Source organism: Streptomyces sp. NPDC008137 (assembly GCF_042957035.1).
GTDB lineage: Bacteria > Actinomycetota > Actinomycetes > Streptomycetales > Streptomycetaceae > Streptomyces.
On the sequence record NZ_JBIBHN010000017.1, the window covers coordinates 155,573 to 174,606 of the forward strand.

A 19,034-nucleotide genomic window follows, 5' to 3' on the forward strand; every position below is an offset into this window, starting at 1 on the left:
ACGACTCTAACCGGAGGTGATCGCGGCGAGCCGCCGGTAGGAGTCCAGCAGGGCCTCACGGTCGTACGTGCTGGTGGTGACCAGGACCTCCTGGGCCCCGGTCTCCTTCAGAACCGTCTCCAGCTCCTGGGCCACCTGCTCCTCGGTGCCCACGACATGACCGGCGAGGCCTGCCTCGTAGAAGCCGCGCTCCTTGCCGGTCATGGTGAGCGCCTCCACGCGCTGGGCGGGCGCCAGGGGCGGGAAGGTGCCGTGGGTACGGGAGTACGCCATCGCCCAGGCCTCCGGGACGAGCAGCCGCCGGGCCTCCTCGGGTGTGGCGGCCACGGCGATCGTCCCCGAGATGACGACGTACGGTTCCGGCGACCAGGCGGAGGGGCGGAATTGCTCGCGGTAGTGGTCGATGCCGCGCCGCATCTTCTCCCGGTTCCGGAGATCGCCGATGACCATGGGCAGGCCCGCGCGGGCGGCGATGCCGGCGCCCTCGCCCATGGCCAGGACGAACGGCGGCACGGTCAGCCCCTCGGCGGGGCGGGCATGGACCCCGGTGGGGGAGGTGCCCCGGAACCAGCCGAGCAGCTCACGCAGCTGGGCCTCGAAGTCCTCGGCGTCGTCCTTGTCGCGACCCAGGGCCCTGCGCACCCCGTCCGTGAAACCGACGGACCGGCCCAGGCCCATGTCGATCCGCCCGGGGAACAGCGACTCCAGCACCCCGAACTGCTCGGCCACGACCAGTGGCCGGTGATTGGGCAGCATCACCCCGCCGGTGCCCACCCGGATCGTCCGGGTCGCGGCGGCGACGGCGGCGGCCAGCACGGTCGGCGCGGACCCGGCCACCCCGGGAACGCCGTGATGCTCCGACACCCACACCCGGTGGTACCCGAGCCGCTCCAGCTCCCCGGCCAGCCGGACGGTGTCCCGCAGCGCCTCGGGGTGGGTGTGCCCCTCGCGGGTGCGGGAGCGGTCGAGGACCGACAGGCGTACTGGTTCCATACGAGGTTCTACGCCGCACGGGGCCGCCGGTATTCCGCCGTCGCGGCACGGAGGCCCCCGCCGGAAAACCGGGTGACCGTGTCCTGGCAGGTCAGGACAATGGCCCGGTATCCCGTAGTGAAAGGCGGCCGACCGTGACCGTCCCCAACGTCCTGCTCTCCGGCATCGTCGGCTCGACCGCGTACGGACTCGCCCGCGAGGGCTCCGACATCGACCGCCTCGGCATGTTCGCGGCGCACACCGTAGAGCTGCACGGTCTGCGCCGGCCGAAGGAGTCCCACGTCAGCACGGCGCCGGACAGCACGCTGCACGAGGCCGCCAAATGGTGCCGGCTCGCCCTGGGCGGCAATCCGACCGCGATGGAGCTGGTGTGGCTCCCGGACGAGCTGTACGAGGTGCGGACCCCGCTCGGCGACGAGCTCATCGGCATCCGCACGGCGTTCCTGTGCGCCCGGCGCGTCAGGGACGCCTACCTCGGCTACGCCACCCAGCAGTTCCGGCGGCTCGAGGCGCGCGGCGACGGCTCGTTCTCGGCGGACACCCGCAGGCGCACCGCGAAGCACGCCCGGCATCTCAAGCGGCTGTGCGGGCAGGGCCTGGAGCTGTACACCACCGGGCGGTTGACGATCCGCGTCGAGAACCCGGAGGAGTACCACGCCTTCGGCGAGCGCGTCGCCGCCGACCCGTCGGCCGCGCTGCCCCTGCTCAGACACTACGAGGCCGCCTTCGACACCGGCCCCACGGTGCTGCCGGACGAACCCGACGAGGCGCCGGTCGAGGCATGGCTGCGCGGGGTCCGCGCGCACTTCTACGCGCCGCAGGCCGCGAGCTCAGCCGTCCGGGCGTAGCAGCCCGCGCTCATAGGCCCTGACCAGGTTCTGCGGTACGAGGTGGCGGACGCCGTCGACGGTGACCGGGACCAGCGTCGGGGTGGCCGCCTTCCACTGGGCGCGGCGGTGGCGGGTGTTGCTGCGGGACATCTTCCGCTTCGGGACAGCCATGGGACTCCTCCTCGGTGCACGGGCACCGGGGACGCTACATGAAAATGGATCCCATTAACAATGTGTGTCCCCGGCGCCCGGCCGCCGGTGCCCCCGGTGTGCCTCAGTCGTCGGCGCCCACGAGCATCCGCACCTCGAACTCCTCGTGCGCGGTGGGCTCCTCGGCCGGACTCTTGTCGGTCACTGTGCCGAGCCAGCCCAGCAGGAAGCCCGCGGGGATGGAGACGATGCCCGGGTTCTGGAGCGGGAACCAGGCGAAGTCGGCATCGGGGTAGAAGGAGGCCGGGGCGGAGGAGACGACGGGGGAGAACACGGCCAGCAGGACGGAGGTGGCGAGGCCGCCGTAGAGGCTGAGCAGGGCCCCCTTCGCGGTGAAGCGCCGCCAGAAGAGGGTGTAGATGATCGTCGGCAGGATCGCGGACGCCGCGATGGCGAAGGCGAGGAAGGCGAGCGTCGCGGTGTTCGCCCCCCAGGCGACGAGGGCCAGCAGGATGCCGAGGATGCCGATGACCGCTCCGGACAGCCGGGCCACGGTCAGTTCCTCCGTCTCGCTTGCCTGGCCCTTGCGGATCACCTCGCCGTACAGGTCGTGTGCGAGGGAGGAGGCCGCGGCCAGGGTCAGGCCCACCGCCACGGCGAGCAGGGTCAGATAGGCCAGACAGGTCAGCAGCGCGGTGAGCACGCTGCCGCCCAGCTCGTGGGCGAGCAGCAGGACGGAGGCGTTGCCCGTGCGGTCCGTGTTCTCGATGGTGTCCCGGCCGAGGAGCGCGGTGGCGCCGAGGCCGAGGATGCCGGCGCCGAAGCAGACCGCGCCGACCAGGCCGACGGCCCACAGGACGGAGGAGCGCAGCACGCCGCTCTTGCGCGGAGCGAGCAGCCGCATCAGCACGTGCGGGAGGGCGGCGAGACCGAGGACGATGGCCAGTTCGAGGCTGAAGAAGTCCAGCTTGTTGCTGACGGTCCCGCCGTAGCGCAGCCCGGGTTCCAGGAACTGCGCGCCGGTGCCGCCGCGTTCGGCCGCCCGATCCAGCAGCGCGTTGGGGTTCCAGTCGAAGTGGTGCAGCACCAAGCCCGCGGTGAACAGCACGCCCACCACCAGCATCACGGCCTTGATGATCTGGATGACCGTGGCGCCGGGCATGCCGCCGAGGGAGGCGTACAGGATCACGAACGTACCGATCACGGCCACGCACAGGGTGCGGGTGGTTGCGCTCGGCGCTCCGGTGAACTGGGTCAACAGCGCGACGCTGCCGACGAGTTGGGCCACCAGATAGAGCGTCGTGATGGCCAGGATGCAGACCGCGAGGGCGACCCGCACCGGCCGCTGCCGACGAGGCAGGCGCAGCGCCACCGTGTCGCCCAGTGTGAACTTCCCCGTGCGGTGCAGGGGTTCGGCGATCAGCAGCAGGACCATCATCCACGCGACCGTGGTGCCGCCTAGGTACATCAGCCCGTCGTATCCGGTCAGAGCGACCAGCCCGGTGCTGCCCAGCAGGGTGGCGGCGGACAGATAGTCGCCGCACATGGCCAGGCCGTTGCGCAACGGCGACATGGTGCGGTCGCCGAGGTAGAACTCGCTGATCTCGTCGCGCTGAGGAGCCGTCAGCAGTGCCGTGAACAGGGTGATCACGACGACGGTCAGGAACAGGACGAACGTCAGCTGCAGGCTGCTGTCGTCGATGGCGGCAGCGGTCGTCACCACGTGCGGAACCCCCTCGTCCCGTGCTGGAGGGGCTGCCTGGCCCCCTGTGGCCCCGTGGCCGAACGGGCGTGGCGGTTGTCGTTCTCGTACTGCCGGGACCTGAGACCGCGGGCGAGTGGATCGACCCGGTCGCGCATGTGCCGGACATAGCACCAGGCGGTCACGCCCATGATGACGAACTGCCCGAGGCCGAGGGCGAGTCCGATCGTGAGGTGGCCGAACAGCGGCTGGTTCATCACCGCGGGAACAAAACTCGACAGAAGTACATACAGCAGGAATCCGCCGGCGGACAGGATCGTCGCCCGGGTGCCGAACCGGCGTTGCGCGCGACGCAGTGAGTGGAATTCGGGAAGGTCGGATATACGAGACGGCGGTGTGTGTTCGATGTGCGGAAGCGGGAATGTGGGAGTGTCTTCCCGCCGTGGTGGGAATTCGGGCACAGGCGCACCTTCTTCGCTGCATCGTGCCCCGCACTCGACCCCGTCGGGGAAGTGTCGTGTCCGGCTTTCGAGCAGGGTGGAGGGGCGCCGGACACGGTGAGGGGGTGCGGGCTCTGTGTGTGGGGGCTCGTGAAACCGGAGAACTCGCTGTCCGGAATCCAGGGGTCGGCCATGGGGAGTATGTCAGTGCTGTGCTTGAGTCATCAACTGTGGTGGTCAATTGACTTGCGGTCATGGCTCGTTCGCATTCCCGGCGAATAGTCCGGACCATTTGCCCGGCCAGGGTGTCTCGAATGAACCGGATCAGAAACGGGCGCCGACGGCGGTGCCGTTCCGTGGGACGAGGAACGCCGGTGCCTTCGGCAGCGAGCCGTCCGCCGACCGGGGGCCGGTGAGCGGACCCGGATCGGTGCTCAGCACCGAGGCGGCGTTCCATGTGCCGCCGATGTTCCAGGAGTTGCCGTCGGCGACCGTCTTCGCTCCGACGGCCGCCGCGCGCTGGTCCGCTACGGAGAGGTTGCCGGTGAGGCGGGCGGTCCCGCCCGGGACGTCGGCGTCGAAGCCCGTACCGGCGTTGCCGTACGTGGAGTCACGGCTCAGGGCGAGGGAGCCGGGGTTGCCGTTGTCGGTGAAGCCGTGTTTCGCGTTCTTGAAGGCGGCGCTGCCGCGCACGGTGTGGCCCACCGCCGGGGCCGGGCTGCCGCCGCCGAGTTTGAAGCCGTTGCCGTCGCCCGCGAAGTCGGGGAAGTTCCAGCGGTTGAAGCCGTTGCCGTACGCCACCGTGTTCTCGATCGTCACCGGGGAGGCGAACTCCCAGGCGTCGAAGCCGTCGTCGACGTTGTTCCACAGCCGGGCGCCGCGCACCACGTTGCCCGTGCCGCTGCCCTCCTTGACGGCCAGGCCGTCGGCGCTCTCCCCGTTCTTGCGCGGGTCGCGGTTGCCGTGACTGTCCAGGTTCAGGATCTGGTTGCCGCTGGAGTCGCCCTGGAGCTGGAAGCCGGACTCGTAGTTGTCGTGCGTGCTCAGGCGCGAGAAGACATTGCCGTCGCAGCCGTCGCAGTACACCCCGTACGGGCCGTTGACGATCTCCAGATCCGAGATGCGCCAGTACGACGCCTCCATGTGGACCGCCCCGCGCTCGGCACGCGGGATGCTGCCGCCGACCGGGGTGTGGCTCGCGGGCAGTCGCTCGCCGTCGACGACCACACGCTCGCCCGGGTGGGCTGCGAGGGCGATGGGCTGGGAGGCGGTCCCCGACGTGGCGATGGTGATGTTGTCCGTGAGGGCGTACGTCCCGCCGCGCACACTGATGCTGTCGCCGGGCTTTGCCAGGTCCACGGCCCGCTGGATGGTCTTCAGCGGCCGGGCGAGCGTGCCGGGGGCGGAGTCGTCCCCGTTCGGCGCCACGACCAGGGTCGTTCCCGCGGCGACCGCCGTCCCCGCCGGACCACCCAGCGCCATGGCCAGCGCCGCTCCCGTCATCGCCACCGACCAGATCCTCGTGTTGCGCATACGGCCTCCTGCCTCTGCCTGCTTGGTTGTCGCAGAGCAGTGGCCGCCCGGCGGATGAAGGTTGCCGCCGGACACGGCCTAGGGTGGAGAGCGTGAGTGATGACCGCAGCAAGGCCCCGCTGGCCGTCTTCGACCTGGACAACACCCTCGCCGACACGGAGCACCGGCAGAAGTTCCTGGAGCGCAGGCCGCGTGACTGGGACGGGTTCTTCGCGGCGGCGCCGCAGGACCCGCCGCTCCCGGAGGGCATCGCGTTGGTCCAGGAGAGCGCGCGGGAGTGCGAGATCGTCTACCTCACCGGCCGGCCCGAGCGCTGCCGCCGTGACACGCTCGACTGGCTGACCGCGCAAGGCGTACCCGAAGGGCCCCTCTACATGCGGCCGAACGCCGACCGCAGGCCCGCCCGCGTCACCAAGCTGGAGATCCTGCGGCGGCTCGCCCGCACGCGCGAGGTCCGTGTCCTCGTGGACGACGACGAACTGGTCTGCGAGGACGCCCGGCGTGCGGGCTTCACCGTTCTCCGGGCCGACTGGGCCGCCCGGTCCGCCGAGCTGAAGGCGGCGCAGGAGCGGGAAGGCCGGACCTGAGAGCGCGCTTCCGGCTACTCGCCCTCCTCCAGCCGGAAGCCCACCTTGAGTCCCACCTGCCAGTGCGCGATCTGGCCGTTCTCGAGCTGGCCGCGCACCTGGGTCACCTCGAACCAGTCCAGATTGCGCAGCGTCTGCGAGGCCCGGCCGATGCCGTTGCGGATGGCCGCGTCGACGCCCTCGGGCGAGGTCCCGACGATCTCCGTGACCCGGTAGGTGTGGTTCGACATTCCGCTGCTCCTCTTCTGCTGAATCCAGTCACTCCACCGTGCCCCAGACGGCGGCGGAGCGCGAGACGTCGCCTCCCGCTCCGCCGCCGCCCGAGGGCTCGCCGCGTCTCAGCGCGCCACGCTCAGCGACAGCGCGAACCGGCCCGCACCGTCCGTCCACCAGTGCGCCAGGTCCAGCCCCGCCGCAGACAGTTCGGCCCGCACACCGTCCTGCCGGAACTTCGCCGACACCTCGGTGCGCAACTCCTCGCCCGCCGCGAAGTCGACGGCGAGGTCGAGCGCCGGCACCTTCACCGTCTGCGCCGTACGGGACCGCAGCCGCATCTCGATCCACTCGTGCTCGGCGTCCCATACGGCCACGTGGTCGAAGGCGGCGGGCTCGAAGTCGCCGCGGAGCTCACGGTTGATCACGGTGAGGACGTTCTTGTTGAAGGCCGCCGTCACCCCGGCCGCGTCGTCGTACGCCCGGACCAGCACCTCCTCGTCCTTGACCAGATCCGTGCCCATCAGCAGGGCGTCGCCCGGGGCGAGCATGCCCCGCACCGAGGCCAGGAACGCGGCGCGCTCGGCCGGCAGCAGATTGCCGATCGTGCCGCCGAGGAACGCCACCAGCCGGGGCCCCGGCGTGTCCGGCAGCGTCAGTTCCGCGGTGAAGTCGGCGATCAGCGCGTGCACGTCGAGCCCCGGCCGCTCGGCGGCGAGCGCCTGCCCTGCCTGGGTGAGGGCGCTCCCGCTGACGTCCACGGGGACGTAGGTGTGCAGCTCCGTGAGGGCGTCGAGCAGGTGCCGCGTCTTCTCGGAGGAACCGGAACCCAGCTCGACCAGGGTGCGGGCCCGGGTCGCCGCGGCGATGTCGCCGGAGCGCCCGAGCAGGATCTCCCGTTCCGCGCGCGTCGGGTAGTACTCGGGCAGTTCGGTGATCTTCTCGAACAGGTCGCTGCCGTGCGCGTCGTAGAACCACTTGGGCGGCAGCGTCTTGGGGGTGCCGGTCAGGCCCCGGTGGACGTCGGCGCGCAGCGCGGCGTCCGTGGCGTCCTCGGGCAGGGTGCGGGTGAGGCGGAACGGGCTCACGTACGGGACTCCTTCGGTGGTGCGCAGGCCAGGGGGTCGTCCGGTTCCTTCAGCGGCGTGAGCAGCACGTCCGTGCGGCTCGCCGCCAGGAGGGTGCGGTCGGGGACCTCCTGCCAGTGCGGATCGTCGTCGTAGGGCTCGGAGGCCACGACCGTGCCGCCGCCCGGCCGGGTGAGGTACCAGAGGGTGTCGCCCCAGGCGGTCGCGGTGATGGTGTCGCCGTTGTGGAGCAGGAGGTTGAGCCGGGACCCGGGGGCCGCGGTGGCGACCTCCAGGACCGTGTCGGCCAGCGCCTGGCCCTCGTCGTCACCGCCGCGCAGCCGGGCCAGCACCAGCGCCCACACGAGCGCCGAGTCGTTGCGGGCCTCCAGCGACAGCAGGTCCTCCGGGGGCAGACTCCGGGACACCGCCGCGAGCGAACCGGGCCAGCCCCTGACCGCGCCGTTGTGGCTGAACAGCCAGGTCCCGGCCGCGAACGGCGCCGCCGCGGCCTCCGCGTCCGCGCCCGACAGGGTCGCGTCCCGCACCGCCGCGAGCAGCGCCTCCGTCCGGACGACCCGGGCGAGATCGGCGAAGGACAGATCCGCCCAGATCGGCCCGGCCCGGCGGTAGCGGGCCGGCACCGGGTCGCCCCCGGCGTACCAGCCGACGCCGAAACCGTCGGCGTTGACCGTCCCGTACCGCTGCCGCCGGGGCGCCCAGGACTGCCGGTACAGGCCGTGCGGGGGATCCACCAGGAGCCGCCCGAGCGGCTCCTCCGGTCCCACGTAAGCCACATGACGGCACATCAGACATCCTCCGAGCGGGCCGTGCGGAACCCGGAGAAGATCTGCCGCCTGATCGGGTGGTCCCAGTTGCGGAACGTGCCCCGGCAGGCCACCGCGTCCACGGCGAACGCGCCGCCGCGCAGCACCTTGTAGTCGGACCCGAAGAAGACCTCCGAGTACTCCTTGTACGGGAACGCCTTGAACCCCGGGTACGGCAGGAAGTCGCTCGACGTCCACTCCCACACGTCGCCGATCAGCTGCCGCACGCCGAGCGGGGACTCGCCGGCCGGATAGCTCCCGGCCGGTGCCGGACGCAGGTGCCGCTGGCCGAGGTTGGCGTGCTCGGGCCCCGGGTCGGCGTCGCCCCACGGGTAGCGCATGGAACGGTCACCGGCCGGGTCGTACCGGGCCGCCTTCTCCCACTCGGCCTCGGTGGGCAGCCGGCGTCCGGCCCAGCGGGCGTAGGCGTCGGCCTCGTACCAGCACACGTGCAGCACCGGCTCCTCGGGCGGTACGACCTCGGTGAGGCCGAAGCGCCGGCGCAGCCACTGCCCGCCGTCCCGCCGCCAGTACAGCGGGTGCGCGATGGAGTTCCGGCGGATGTGGGCCCAGCCGTCCGCCGTCCACCAGCGCGGGTCGTCGTAGCCGCCGTCCTCGATGAACGCCTGGTACGCGCCGTTCGTCACCGGCGTGGTGTCGATGTGGAACGGCGCGACCTCGCGCCGGTGCGCGGGGCGCTCGTTGTCCAGCGCCCACGGCTCACCGGAGGTGCCCATCGTGAACGGGCCGCCCGGGACCAGGACTTCGGACGGGCCGGTGAACAGCGGCGCCGGCTCCGGGTCGGGCGCGGTCAGGGCCTGCGGGCCCCTGCGCAGCTGATGCGTGATCAGCATGGTCTCGTCGTGCTGCTGTTCGTGCTGGGCGATCATCCCGAAGGCGAACCCGGCCTCCGTCAGCCGCGTCCCGTGGAACGCGGCCCGCTCCAGCACGTCCAGCGCCCGGCCCCGGACGTCGGCCGCGTAGGTGCGCGCCTCCCCGGGCGACAGCAGGGGCAGCTTCGGCCGCTCGGCCCGCGGGTGCTCGAAGGCGTCGTAGAGGCTGTCGATCTCGGGCCGTATCGCCTCCTGCCCGGCGACGGCCCGCAGCAGCCACTGCTCCTCCTGGTTGCCGATGTGCGCCAGGTCCCACACCAGCGGCGACATCAGCGGTGAGTGCTGCGCGGTCAGGTCGGGCTCCTCGACGCAGCTCGTCAGCAGGGTGGTGCGCTCGCGGGCGACGACCAGCGAGGCGACCGCGCGCTCGCGGAGAATCTCGGGGTCGACGGTTTCGGTGCCGACGGCGGGATCGGTGTCGGTCATGGGCGGAAGTCCTTCCCGTGGGCGCGACCGTCCGTGGCGCGCTGTCGGTCGAGCAGGTCGTCGGCGGGGCAGCGGCCCCGGACGACATAGCGGTCCAGATGGGCCGAGACGGCTTCCATGACCTCGGGCGCGGCACCGAGCCGGGGCAGGGCGTCCAGCGCGGTCGTGAAGCACGTGACGGCCACCTCGCGCAGTTCGGCGTCGGCCAGCCCGCCGCGGGCCGCGTCCAGCCACAGCGGGTTGTGCGGCGCGGGCAGCCCCAGCGTCCGCTCGGACAGCGGCTTCACGGCCCGGTAGGCGGTCTCGGCGGCCTCCGGGTCGTCGAACAGCGCCGCGGTCACGGCCAGCGGCACGATCCAGCCGTCGTCCCCGGGCTGCGCGTCGATCATGCGCAGTTCCAGGTGGCCCCGTGGCCTGACCGGCGGGAACAGTGTCGTGACGTGGTAGTCGAGGTCCTCCCGCGTGGGCGGTCTCGGCACCCCCGTCCGGATCCACTCCCGGAAGGTGAGCCCCGTGGGGACGTCCCAGGGTTCGCCGTCCTGCCGGACGCACATCACGGGGGAGTCCAGCACGTGTCGGGCCCAGGCGCCGCGCGGGTCGGCGTCCAGCGGCGGTGCGCCGGCCCGGCCCGCGCCGATCCGCGTCCACAGCAGCTGCCGGGTGGACATCCAGCCGGTCGGCCGGTGACCGGCGAGCGGGGAGCTGGCGAACGCGGCCACCAGGACCGGTCCCAGATGATGGGCCAGCCACCAGCGCCGCACCAGGCCGAGCGGGCCGGGCTCCTCGTGGCCGGCGTCGAGGCACACCTGCACGGAGGCGGAGGTGCACATCATGGCCCGGCCGGAGGGGCCCGTGCGGTCCAGGCAGCGCTCCATGGCGTCGTAGCGCGGTTCGCGCAGGAACCGGCGGGGTTCGTGCCAGGGATCGTGGCCGAGGCCGACGAGCGCGAGGTCCTTCTCGCGCAGGACCGTGCGGACGGCGTCGAGGTCGGCGGAGACGATGGCTATGCACTCCGTCAGCGAGGCGGCGGGGGGCGAGCTCAGCTCCAGCTGGCCGCCGGGCTCCACGGTGAGCGCCGACCTCAGAGACAGGTTCCGTACTGCGGCGTAGGCCGCTTCGAGTCGTTCGGGTGTGACGGGGAGCTGCGGTGCGCGCAGCTCGTGGACGAGCCATTCCACCTCGACCCCGAGGCGGCGTGGCGGGCCGGTCTTGAAGCAGATGCCGCGGACCAGGGCCTCGACGTCTGCGGCGGACAGGGCGGGTTCTTGCTCGGTACAGTCGCCCGCCGGGGCTGATGGCGCATCGGACATGTCGGGATCCTCCTGAGATTCCACCATGCCATCGGTCCGGGCTCTTGGCGGCCCGGGCTGGGATCACTCGTCCCAGCCAAGACCTTCACGCCGCTCGGCACAAGGGGGCGAAACGGGGCGTTCCCGGCCAGTCATCGAGGCCGGCCGGACGTTTCCCGGGGCTTTCCCCGGCGTTCTCCGACGACGGAAACTCCGTTGCGCCGCGGAACCGGCATCACCCACGATGCCTGCGTGAGCACGACAAAGAAGACCGCCGGGCGCGCGGTCGCGGCGCGTACGGGGGTGGCGCCGTGAGCGCGCGCCTGCGCGATGTCGCGCGACAGACCGAGCAGATCGTGGCGGCGGGTGCCTATCGCGCACCCAGCGGCCGCGAGGTGTCCATCGCCGGGGAAATACAGGCCGCGCGCGAGGGCACGCGCCTGTACGGTCCGGAACCGGTGCCGGTGCCCGCCGTTCGGGTGACGCGAACGTCGATCGAGGTCACCGGCGAGAGCAGCCTGGAGGCCGCCCGCCGGCTCGGCGGCGACGTGGCCGTGCTGAACTTCGCCTCGGCCCGCAACCCCGGCGGCGGCTATCTGAACGGCGCCCAGGCCCAGGAAGAGGCCCTGTGCAGGGCCTCCGCGCTGTACACCTGCCTGCTCCGGGCCCGCGCGTACTACGACCACCACCGCGCCCACCGCGACCCGTTCTACACGGACCGTGTCATCCACTCACCCGACGTGCCCGTCTTCCGCGACGACCGGGGCGCACTGCTGGACGAGCCGTACACCGCCGGCTTCCTGACCTCGCCCGCGCCCAACGCGGGCGTGGTACTGCGCACGGCACCCGAGCGGGTCCCCGAACTGCCCGAGGCCCTGGCGGTCCGGGCCGAACGCGTCCTGGAGACGGCCGCCGCCCACGGCTACCGCAGGCTCGTGCTGGGGGCCTGGGGCTGCGGGGTGTTCCGCAACGATCCGGCCCAGGTGGCAGGGGCGTTCCGGACGCTGCTGGAGCCCGGCGGACGGTTCGCGGATACCTTCGAGCACGTGGCGTTCGGGATCCTGGACCGGACCCGGGAGCGCGCGGTCCTGGGCGCCTTCGAGAAGACCTTTCAGGTCCAGCCGTAGCGTTCCTGCAGCCGGCGTCTGACCAGGTTGAACCGCATCCGGTCCAGCGCGCAGGCCTCCCGGCGCATACCGTCCTCGTGCAGGCGCAGCACCCGGTCCACGTCGACCCAGGACTCCCGGCCGGAGCGGTCCCACGGCCCGCCGCCGATCGGCACCCACTCCCGGTGGCCGTCGTGCCGCTTGCTGGACAACTGCACGGCGAGGAAGGTCCCGGCCGCCTCACGGGCGACCACGAGCACCGGGCGGTCCTTGCCGCGCCCGTCGTTCTCCTCGAAGGGCACCCAGGTCCAGACGATCTCGCCGGGGTCGGGGTCGCCGTCGTAGGCGGGGGAGTACTCGGTGCGGACCTGGCCCACCTTGCCCGGGTCGGCCTGGACAGTGGCGGAGGGGCCCTGGCGGCCCGGGACGTTCTCGTCTGTAAACGCGGTCACGGGGGCACCCTAAGGGCTGCCCCCGTGACACCGCCCGACGGGTCACTTGTCGTCCATCGGCGCCCTACGGTCGCTCAGGCGACAGCGGAACGTGCCGTGACCGGCGGCGACGGCCACTTCTCGTACCAGCGCAGCTCCGCCTCCAACTGGGCCGCCACCTGCAGCAGCAGCGGCTCGCTGTCGGCCGGCCCCAGCAACTGCGCCCCGACGGGCAGGCCGTCCGCAGTGAACCCGGCGGGCACATTGACCCCCGGCCAGCCCAGCACGTTCCACGGCCAGGCGTACGGACAGGCGGCGATCATCGCGCGGTCGGTGGCGAAGCCGCTGAGTTCGAGCAAGGCGCCGATACGGGGCGGGGGAGCGGCGGTCGTGGGCGCGAGGACGACGTCGTACGAGGTGAAGAACCCTCCGATACGGCGGTGCAGGACGGCCTCCGCCCGCCGGGCCGCCCGCAGCGGCGCCCCGCCGAGCAGCCGGCCCAGCCGGGCCGCGTCCCGGGTGCGCCGGTCCAGCAGCGCCGGGAAGGGCGCCTCGCCCACCCGCTCGGCGATCCCGGCCGTCGCACGCGGCACGAAGGTCAGCCCGATCTGCCCGTACGGCGGATCCGCCTCCTCGACCGTGTGCCCCAACGCGGCGAGCCGCTCGGCGAGTTCGACGATCCGGGTCCGGACTTCGGGCAGCAGCCGGGCGGGCACCGCCGTGAACGGAGGCTTGAGGGAGAGCGCGATCCGCAGCCGCCCGGGATCGCGGCCGACGGCTGCCGACGCTTCGACGGGCGGCGGCTGGTGCGGGTCCTGCGTGTGGTTGCCGCTCGCCGCGTCCAGCAGCAGGGCCGCGTCGGCGACCGTACGGCCCAGGGTGCCGTTGACGGTGATGCCCTGGAACGACTCGCCACGCGGCCAGGTGGAGACCCGGCCGCGCTGCGGTTTGATGCCGACGAGATGGGTCCACGCGGCCGGGATCCGCACCGAGCCGGCGCCGTCCGAGCCGAGCGCGGCGGGTACCAGCCCGGCGGCGACCGCGGCGGCCGACCCGCCGGACGACCCGCCGGGCGTGTGCTCCGCGCTCCACGGGTTGCGGGTCGCGCCGAAGGCGGGCCCCTCGGTGAAGGGCCACTGCCCGAACTCGCAGGTGTTGGTCTTGCCGACGATCACGGCCCCGGCCGCGCGCAGCCGCCGTACCGCCTCGCCGTCCTCGGCGACCGGCGGGAACTCCCCGCAGCAGCCGAAGGCGGTCGGCTCGCCGGCCACGTCCATGTCGTCCTTCACCGCCACGGGGACACCGAGCAGCGGCTTGCGCGTCCCGGCGGCCAGCTCCCGGTCGGCCGCCTCCGCCTCGGCCAGCGCGGCCTCGGCCCGTACGATCCGGAAGGCGTTGAGGCTGCCCTGTGTCGCCTCGATCCGCGCCAGCGTGAGCTCCACCAGGGCGCGGGACGTCATCTCCCCGGCGGCCAGCGCACGCGCGGTCTCCGCCAGGCCTGCGGCTCGGTCGAGCGTCATGCGGACACCTCCGGAAGCGGGTGGTCTACCGAACGGTAACGTCCGGTGGCCGGTGACGGAACGGTGGCGACGGAAGTGGATGTTCACCGGCCCCTTCTCGGTTCCGCTCTGGGTTCTGCGGCTCTCGTACAGAACCATTGACGCACTTCTGCCTCAGCTCTACCTTCTGACCGACTTCCCGAACCCTGTTCGGTATTTCGACCCCCCGAGTCGAGAGCGAGCCGCACATGACTCCCCGCCCCGCCATCGCCGCCCCGTCCCGCCGTACCCTGCTGCGCGCCGCGGCCGCCCTGCCCGCCTCGGCGCTGCTGCTCGGCGAGGCCCCCGGACTGCTCGGCAGCGCCCTGGCCGCCGCACCCCCGAACGGCTCGGCCACCCGGTACACCATCGTGCCGTTCCTCAACAGCGACGACGGCACGGTCAACGTCTACCAGTCGGACGACGCCACCGACTTCCGGCTGCTGCGCTCCTCCGCGTACACGCCACCGGCGGGCCGGATCCGCGACGCGAGCATCCTCAGACACACCGACGGCTACTACTACGTCGCCTACACCACGCACACCTGGCAGGACACCAGCACCACCATCGGCTTCGCCCGCAGCTCCGACCGCGTCAACTGGACGTTCCTGTACGACCACACCGTTCCCATCGCGAACCTCTCCCGCGCCTGGGCGCCCGAATGGTTCGTCGACAGCGACGGCAGCGTCAGCGTCATCGTGTCCTGCTCCACCGCGAACGACGAGTGGATCTTCACGCCGTACCGGCTGAGGGCCACGAACTCCGCCCTCACGGCGTGGAGTTCACCGGTCGCCCTCTCCGGCATCGGCGCCAACCACATCGACACGTTCATCGTGAGGATCGGCTCGACGTACCACGCCTTCCCCAAGAACGAGACGACGAAGTACATCGAGTACGCCACCGCTTCCAGCCTCACCGGCCCCTACACGATCCGCAGGACCGGCGACTGGGCGGGCTGGGGCAGCTACCGCGAAGGCCCCGCGCTGGTCCAGCTGGACAACGGCGGCTGGCGCATCTTCTTCGACGGCTACGGCGACGGAAGCTACTACTACAGCGACAGCCACGACACCTTCGCCACCTGGTCGGCACCGGCCGCACTGCCCGCGATCTCCGGCACGGCACGGCACTTCACCGTGGTGAAGGAGACGGTCCCGGGCGGCCCGAGCCTGGCGAGGAACATCACCCGCTCCTTCCGCTCCGCCAACTACTCCACCCGCTACTGGCAGCAGCAGTCGGCGCTCCTCAACCTGCCCGTGGTCAGCGGCTCCAGCACCACCGCCGAGAAGCAGGCCGCCACCTTCACGGTCGTCCCGGGCCTGGCCGACGCGAACGCCCACTCCTTCCGTGACACAGCCGGCAACTACCTGCGCCACTGGGACTTCCGCGCCCGCTTCGACCCGAACGACGGCACGAGCACGTTCGCCAAGGACGCCACGTTCGTCCTCCGGACCGGCACGGCGTCCGGCTCCGTCCGCTTCGAGTCGTACAACTATCCGGGGCACTATCTGCGCCACTACGCCTACCAGCTCCGCGTGGAACGCTCGAACGGGACGGACTTGTTCCGGCAGGACAGTTCGTTCGTGCCGGTGGCGGCTTGGGGCTGACCTGCACCCCTTCTGTCTCGGATCCATACCTGTTCTGGAACTGGATCGGAAAGTCGCAGGAGGCCCCCGGCGTCGGCGTTGTGCGGCTTCCAGGGCCGTAAGCTGCACCTTTCCTGGTGGAAGATCCGACTCTGGGGTAGGGTCTCGACACCACTCGATGTGATCCCTGTCATTAGACTCGCCTAAGATGACATTCTGAAGGCGGCATCGTGTCACGGCGGACGACACCCGCTGAACACCTGCGCGGCGCGGTAGCGGGGCTTCGAGACCGGTTCGGAGGCACCGTCCGGCGGCGGATGTGCTCGAGACAGCCGACGTGGCCCCCTCCAGGACCTACCGGACAACCGTCACCGTTCTGGCGAAGGTCACGGGAACCCGGTAGCCGGAGGCCATCGCGCATGGGCGACGCAACGGATAGGACAGCGGAGATGAGCAGCGTAGTCGAGCGCTATCAGGCACTCGAGGAGCACCTCGCACGCGGCCGCCAGGTCGTGATGACGGACGTGCTGGACGTGCCCGCGGGCGAGCTGCGGCAGGCGAACGAGCACGACGTCGCCGTCCTGCTGCTGCTCGGTGAGTTGTGTGCCCGCATGGACAACGGCACATCGGCCGCGCCCGTGTTGCTCGCAACGGCCGACAAATACGTCAATACCTCCTTCTTCTACACCGGAAGGATCCTGCCGCGGGTCCGGGAGCTGATCGAACTCCTCGACCGTGCCGTACGCGAGCGGTCGTTCGAGCTGCTGATGGAGGTGGCCGACCACCTCAGCCAGGGGTGGGCGAAGTACGCCGACTCCATGTTCCCGACCGCATTCGCCCGCCTCGCCGAAGAGGCAGGAGTCGAAGGGAAACCCGAGTCGTTCTCCCGTGTTTCCTTCGTGTTGTGGCGCGATGGGCTGGAGGCCGCTGCCGAGAACGACCCGGAGCGAGCACTGCCCCTCTTCAGGGACTCGCTCGAGCGCTACCGGAAGTACGGCTACTACGCGGACGCGTCCTGGCTTTACACGGACCTCGTCATCGCCCAGCTGCTCGCCGGGCGGGAGGAAGAAGCCCACGCCGAGCTCGACGCGCAGCGAACATACGTGGAAAAGGTGCTCGAAGCGCACCCGGTCGTCGCATCGGAGGCGGGGCGGTCGTTCGCCTTCCATCTGGGCGACGTGCAGAGCGGTGACTACAGCACGTTCGTGGAGTCATCGGTTCTGCGCCCGACCGAACTGACCGAACGCGACCGCGAACTCCTGATGCGCTATGTCCGCACCAGCGAGTTCCTCATCTCCGTCTGCCGGTACGGGGCACAGCGCGACTTCGACGCGGCGCTCGACACGTTCTCCTTCGGCTGGGGCACCTATCAGCAGTCGCACTACCCGAGGATGTTCCGTCACGTCGCCGACAGGTACCTGGAGGCCCCGGGGACGTGGAACGTCCATCTCACGGCGTACGAACAGTGGCACCGGATGCTACGCACGTACCGTGTCCGGGTGCGGCCACGCGTACTCATCGACACGGCTGTGACGTTGCATGACCGTCTGAAGTACGCCGAGTTGCACAGCTGCGCCTCCCTCGTCCTGCTGGACACCGCCGTACTGCACTCCCGGCTGCACGGCAGGGGGGAGTCGGTCGACTGGATCACGCGTTATCTGCAGGACCTGCGACCGACCCTGCCCGATGTCCTGGGCGCCGTGGCCGACTACCTGCAGGCACCGCGCGGTACGGAGCGCCGCCAACTGCTCAGCCGCTACATCGGACTCCGGGCCGGTCATCTCGTGCCGGAGTTCCTCTCCCTCGACCTGGGCGAAGAGCAGCTGCCGCAGCCCGACCGGCTCGAGGTGACGCTCTACGCCCGGCTGCTGTCGGTGGAGGGAGTCACGGTGCACGAGAACGCGCCGCAACCGCTCATCGACACCCTCCGAGTACTGGGCCGGGACTTCTCGGAGAGCGTCGCGCAGGGAACCGATGTCCCCTTCCTCTCCGCTGCCGAGCTCTCCGACCGTACGAACCGAACCTCCGCCGCACTGGCCCAGACGGTGCGCCGATTCCGTAGTGCCTGTCAGGAGCGCTTCAGCGAAGTGGCCGACCACAACATGGCCCAGGACGCCGTGATTCAGGGACGCCCCGGCTACCGGCTGAATCCGCAGAGCATTTATCGCTTCACCGAGTATTCGACTGAGGCCGTCTGACCGAATGGAGAAGGCCCGGAGGCCCGTACGGGCCCCCGGGCCGGACGCGACGCGGCTCGGCTCGGCTCAGTAGCGGTAGGGCTCCGGCTTGAACAGGCCCTCGACCTGGACGCCGATGTACTCGGCCTGCTCGGGACGCAGCGTGGTCGGCTTCACGCCGAGTGAGTCGAGGTGGAGGCGGGCGACCTTCTCGTCGAGGTGCTTGGGCAGCACGTAGACGCCGGTCGGGTACTCGTCGGGCTTGGTGAACAGCTCGATCTGGGCCAGGGTCTGGTCCGCGAAGGAGTTGGGCATCACGAACGACGCAGGTGAGGCTCAGGAAGTGCATGTGAAGCCGGGAACGGACACGACGCCCGCCGCATCCCGCGCCCTGTCCAGGACGAGCTGAGCCAGGGCGATGTCCAACGAACCCAGGCCGAAGGGCGAGTAGACGGCTCGTGTGCCGCGGTCGGGCTTGACCGTGCCGCTCAGCAGGTCACCGACGGGAGAGATGTCCTGGCGCTCCACGGTGCCCTGCTCGACGGCGAGGGCGAGCGAGGTCTTCTCGCGCAGGGCGTGCGAGACGTCGTCGACCACGTGCACGGCGCCGGCCATGGCTTCGGGCGTCAGGTCGCGCAGAGACATGTGCAGGACCACGGCGTCGTCCTTGAACCGGCTCGACTCGCTCAGGCGCGGCATCACTGCGGTGGTCGCGAAGAGCACGACGTTCGCGTCCGCCACGGCCTCCCTGAGCGTGGCGGCCACGGAGACTTCGGCCGTCAGTCGGCTGGGGAGCTTCCTGCTCTCCGACGCGAAGCTCTCCGCCCGTTCGTGGTCGAGGTCGAACACCGCGAGACGGTCGCAGGACCAGCCCAGGCCGGCGAACACCTCCAGGGTGGTGCGCGAGATGTAGCCGGTTCCGATGACCGCCACCTTGGCCGGCGTACGGTCTCCCGCGCGCAGCGTCTCCGCGCCGACCGCCGCGGACAGCGCGGTGCGGTGCCCGCTGATCTGTGCTCCTTCGAGGACGGCTTCGGGAAGCCGGTGCAGCCCGAGGCGCGGGGACGATGGTGAGGCCCTGGTCAAAGGACTGCTCGGAGTGGTCCATGTGTACCTCGCTGTTCAGGTCGTGTCGGGGAGAGAAGGGCCCTAGCTGTGCTGACCGGACAGGTTGGTGACGCGGCTGGCTGGTGCTTGGCCACTGATTCCAGTGTGGGGTCGGTGGTAGTTGTACCAGTCCAGCCAGTCG

General features: G+C 71.1%; 18 protein-coding genes and 1 pseudogene. 5 read left to right on the forward strand and 14 right to left on the reverse strand.

The features are described 5' to 3' along the window. Positions 1 to 6: 6 nt before the first annotated feature. Positions 7 to 993 (reverse strand): MsnO8 family LLM class oxidoreductase, encoded by a 987-nt coding sequence (locus tag ACFZBT_RS25285; RefSeq protein WP_391107382.1) that lies wholly within the window; start codon positions 991 to 993, stop codon positions 7 to 9. A 134-nt stretch (positions 994 to 1,127) separates the two neighbouring features. Here ACFZBT_RS25285 and ACFZBT_RS25290 point away from each other — a divergent pair, with 134 nt between their 5' ends. Beyond that, the gene (locus tag ACFZBT_RS25290; RefSeq protein WP_391107385.1) at positions 1,128 to 1,841 is read left to right on the forward strand and encodes a DNA polymerase beta superfamily protein; all 714 of its coding nucleotides are present in this window, start codon (positions 1,128 to 1,130) and stop codon (positions 1,839 to 1,841) included. On the opposite strand, the gene rpmF is transcribed toward ACFZBT_RS25290, so the two are convergent. From rpmF to ACFZBT_RS25310, 4 genes are all read right to left on the reverse strand, one after another. After that, positions 1,824 to 1,994 (reverse strand): 50S ribosomal protein L32, encoded by a 171-nt coding sequence (rpmF, locus tag ACFZBT_RS25295; RefSeq protein ID WP_031108795.1) that lies wholly within the window; start codon positions 1,992 to 1,994, stop codon positions 1,824 to 1,826. The genes ACFZBT_RS25290 and rpmF overlap by 18 nt on opposite strands. A gap of 103 nt (positions 1,995 to 2,097) precedes the next feature. Beyond that, a complete protein-coding gene (locus tag ACFZBT_RS25300) occupies positions 2,098 to 3,693 on the reverse strand; it encodes a cation acetate symporter (RefSeq protein ID WP_391107444.1) in 1,596 nt (531 codons plus the stop codon). Then, positions 3,690 to 4,136: a DUF485 domain-containing protein gene (locus ACFZBT_RS25305; protein WP_391107389.1), complete on the reverse strand. Its 447-nt coding sequence runs from the start codon at positions 4,134 to 4,136 to the stop codon at positions 3,690 to 3,692. Before ACFZBT_RS25305 ends, ACFZBT_RS25300 begins: the two co-directional genes overlap by 4 nt. Before the next feature lie 303 nt (positions 4,137 to 4,439). Beyond that, entirely contained in the window at positions 4,440 to 5,648 is a 1,209-nt protein-coding gene (locus ACFZBT_RS25310) for a right-handed parallel beta-helix repeat-containing protein (protein WP_391107392.1), read from the reverse strand. Positions 5,649 to 5,740: 92 nt separating this feature from the next. On the opposite strand from ACFZBT_RS25310, the gene ACFZBT_RS25315 reads away from it, so the two are divergent. Continuing rightward, complete coding sequence (locus ACFZBT_RS25315) at positions 5,741 to 6,235, forward strand: hypothetical protein (protein WP_391107395.1); 495 nt, start codon at positions 5,741 to 5,743, stop codon at positions 6,233 to 6,235. 14 nt (positions 6,236 to 6,249) lie between these two features. Here the strand turns inward: ACFZBT_RS25315 and ACFZBT_RS25320 are convergent, their stop codons facing one another. From ACFZBT_RS25320 to egtA, 5 genes are all read right to left on the reverse strand, one after another. Further along, positions 6,250 to 6,465, reverse strand: coding sequence for a dodecin (locus ACFZBT_RS25320; RefSeq protein ID WP_189722462.1), 216 nt, complete (start codon positions 6,463 to 6,465; stop codon positions 6,250 to 6,252). Positions 6,466 to 6,573: 108 nt separating this feature from the next. Then, positions 6,574 to 7,536, reverse strand: a complete 963-nt coding sequence (gene egtD, locus ACFZBT_RS25325) for an L-histidine N(alpha)-methyltransferase (protein WP_391107399.1) — start codon at positions 7,534 to 7,536, stop codon at positions 6,574 to 6,576. Continuing rightward, a complete protein-coding gene (gene egtC / locus ACFZBT_RS25330) occupies positions 7,533 to 8,324 on the reverse strand; it encodes an ergothioneine biosynthesis protein EgtC (protein ID WP_391107402.1) in 792 nt (263 codons plus the stop codon). Before egtC ends, egtD begins: the two co-directional genes overlap by 4 nt. Then, positions 8,324 to 9,661, reverse strand: a complete 1,338-nt coding sequence (gene egtB / locus ACFZBT_RS25335) for an ergothioneine biosynthesis protein EgtB (protein ID WP_391107405.1) — start codon at positions 9,659 to 9,661, stop codon at positions 8,324 to 8,326. The genes egtC and egtB overlap by 1 nt, the downstream gene beginning before the upstream one ends. Next, positions 9,658 to 10,971 carry an ergothioneine biosynthesis glutamate--cysteine ligase EgtA gene (gene egtA / locus ACFZBT_RS25340; protein ID WP_391107408.1) on the reverse strand — a complete coding sequence of 438 codons (1,314 nt, stop codon included), beginning with the start codon at positions 10,969 to 10,971 and terminating at the stop codon, positions 9,658 to 9,660. Before egtA ends, egtB begins: the two co-directional genes overlap by 4 nt. Positions 10,972 to 11,261: 290 nt before the next feature. Between egtA and ACFZBT_RS25345 the strand changes: the two genes are divergently transcribed. Beyond that, complete coding sequence (locus ACFZBT_RS25345; RefSeq protein ID WP_391107411.1) at positions 11,262 to 12,077, forward strand: TIGR02452 family protein; 816 nt, start codon at positions 11,262 to 11,264, stop codon at positions 12,075 to 12,077. Here the strand turns inward: ACFZBT_RS25345 and ACFZBT_RS25350 are convergent. After that, positions 12,062 to 12,508 carry a type II toxin-antitoxin system PemK/MazF family toxin gene (locus ACFZBT_RS25350; protein ID WP_391107413.1) on the reverse strand — a complete coding sequence of 149 codons (447 nt, stop codon included), beginning with the start codon at positions 12,506 to 12,508 and terminating at the stop codon, positions 12,062 to 12,064. The two genes, ACFZBT_RS25345 and ACFZBT_RS25350, sit on opposite strands and share 16 nt — an antisense overlap. Before the next feature lie 74 nt (positions 12,509 to 12,582). Further along, positions 12,583 to 14,007 carry an amidase gene (locus ACFZBT_RS25355; protein WP_391107416.1) on the reverse strand — a complete coding sequence of 475 codons (1,425 nt, stop codon included), beginning with the start codon at positions 14,005 to 14,007 and terminating at the stop codon, positions 12,583 to 12,585. 227 nt (positions 14,008 to 14,234) lie between these two features. On the opposite strand from ACFZBT_RS25355, the gene ACFZBT_RS25360 reads away from it, so the two are divergent. Both ACFZBT_RS25360 and ACFZBT_RS25365 read left to right on the forward strand, forming a co-directional pair. Next, entirely contained in the window at positions 14,235 to 15,629 is a 1,395-nt protein-coding gene (locus ACFZBT_RS25360) for an AbfB domain-containing protein (protein ID WP_391107419.1), read from the forward strand. Between the two features lie 428 nt (positions 15,630 to 16,057). Further along, positions 16,058 to 17,806 carry a hypothetical protein gene (locus tag ACFZBT_RS25365; protein ID WP_391107421.1) on the forward strand — a complete coding sequence of 583 codons (1,749 nt, stop codon included), beginning with the start codon at positions 16,058 to 16,060 and terminating at the stop codon, positions 17,804 to 17,806. Positions 17,807 to 17,872: 66 nt separating this feature from the next. On the opposite strand, the pseudogene ACFZBT_RS25370 reads toward ACFZBT_RS25365, so the two are convergent. Then, a pseudogene (locus tag ACFZBT_RS25370) lies at positions 17,873 to 18,109 on the reverse strand (adenosylhomocysteinase); the annotation flags it as partial. Positions 18,110 to 18,121: 12 nt separating this feature from the next. Next, positions 18,122 to 18,871: a hypothetical protein gene (locus tag ACFZBT_RS25375; RefSeq protein ID WP_391107423.1), complete on the reverse strand. Its 750-nt coding sequence runs from the start codon at positions 18,869 to 18,871 to the stop codon at positions 18,122 to 18,124. Positions 18,872 to 19,034 lie beyond the last annotated feature (163 nt).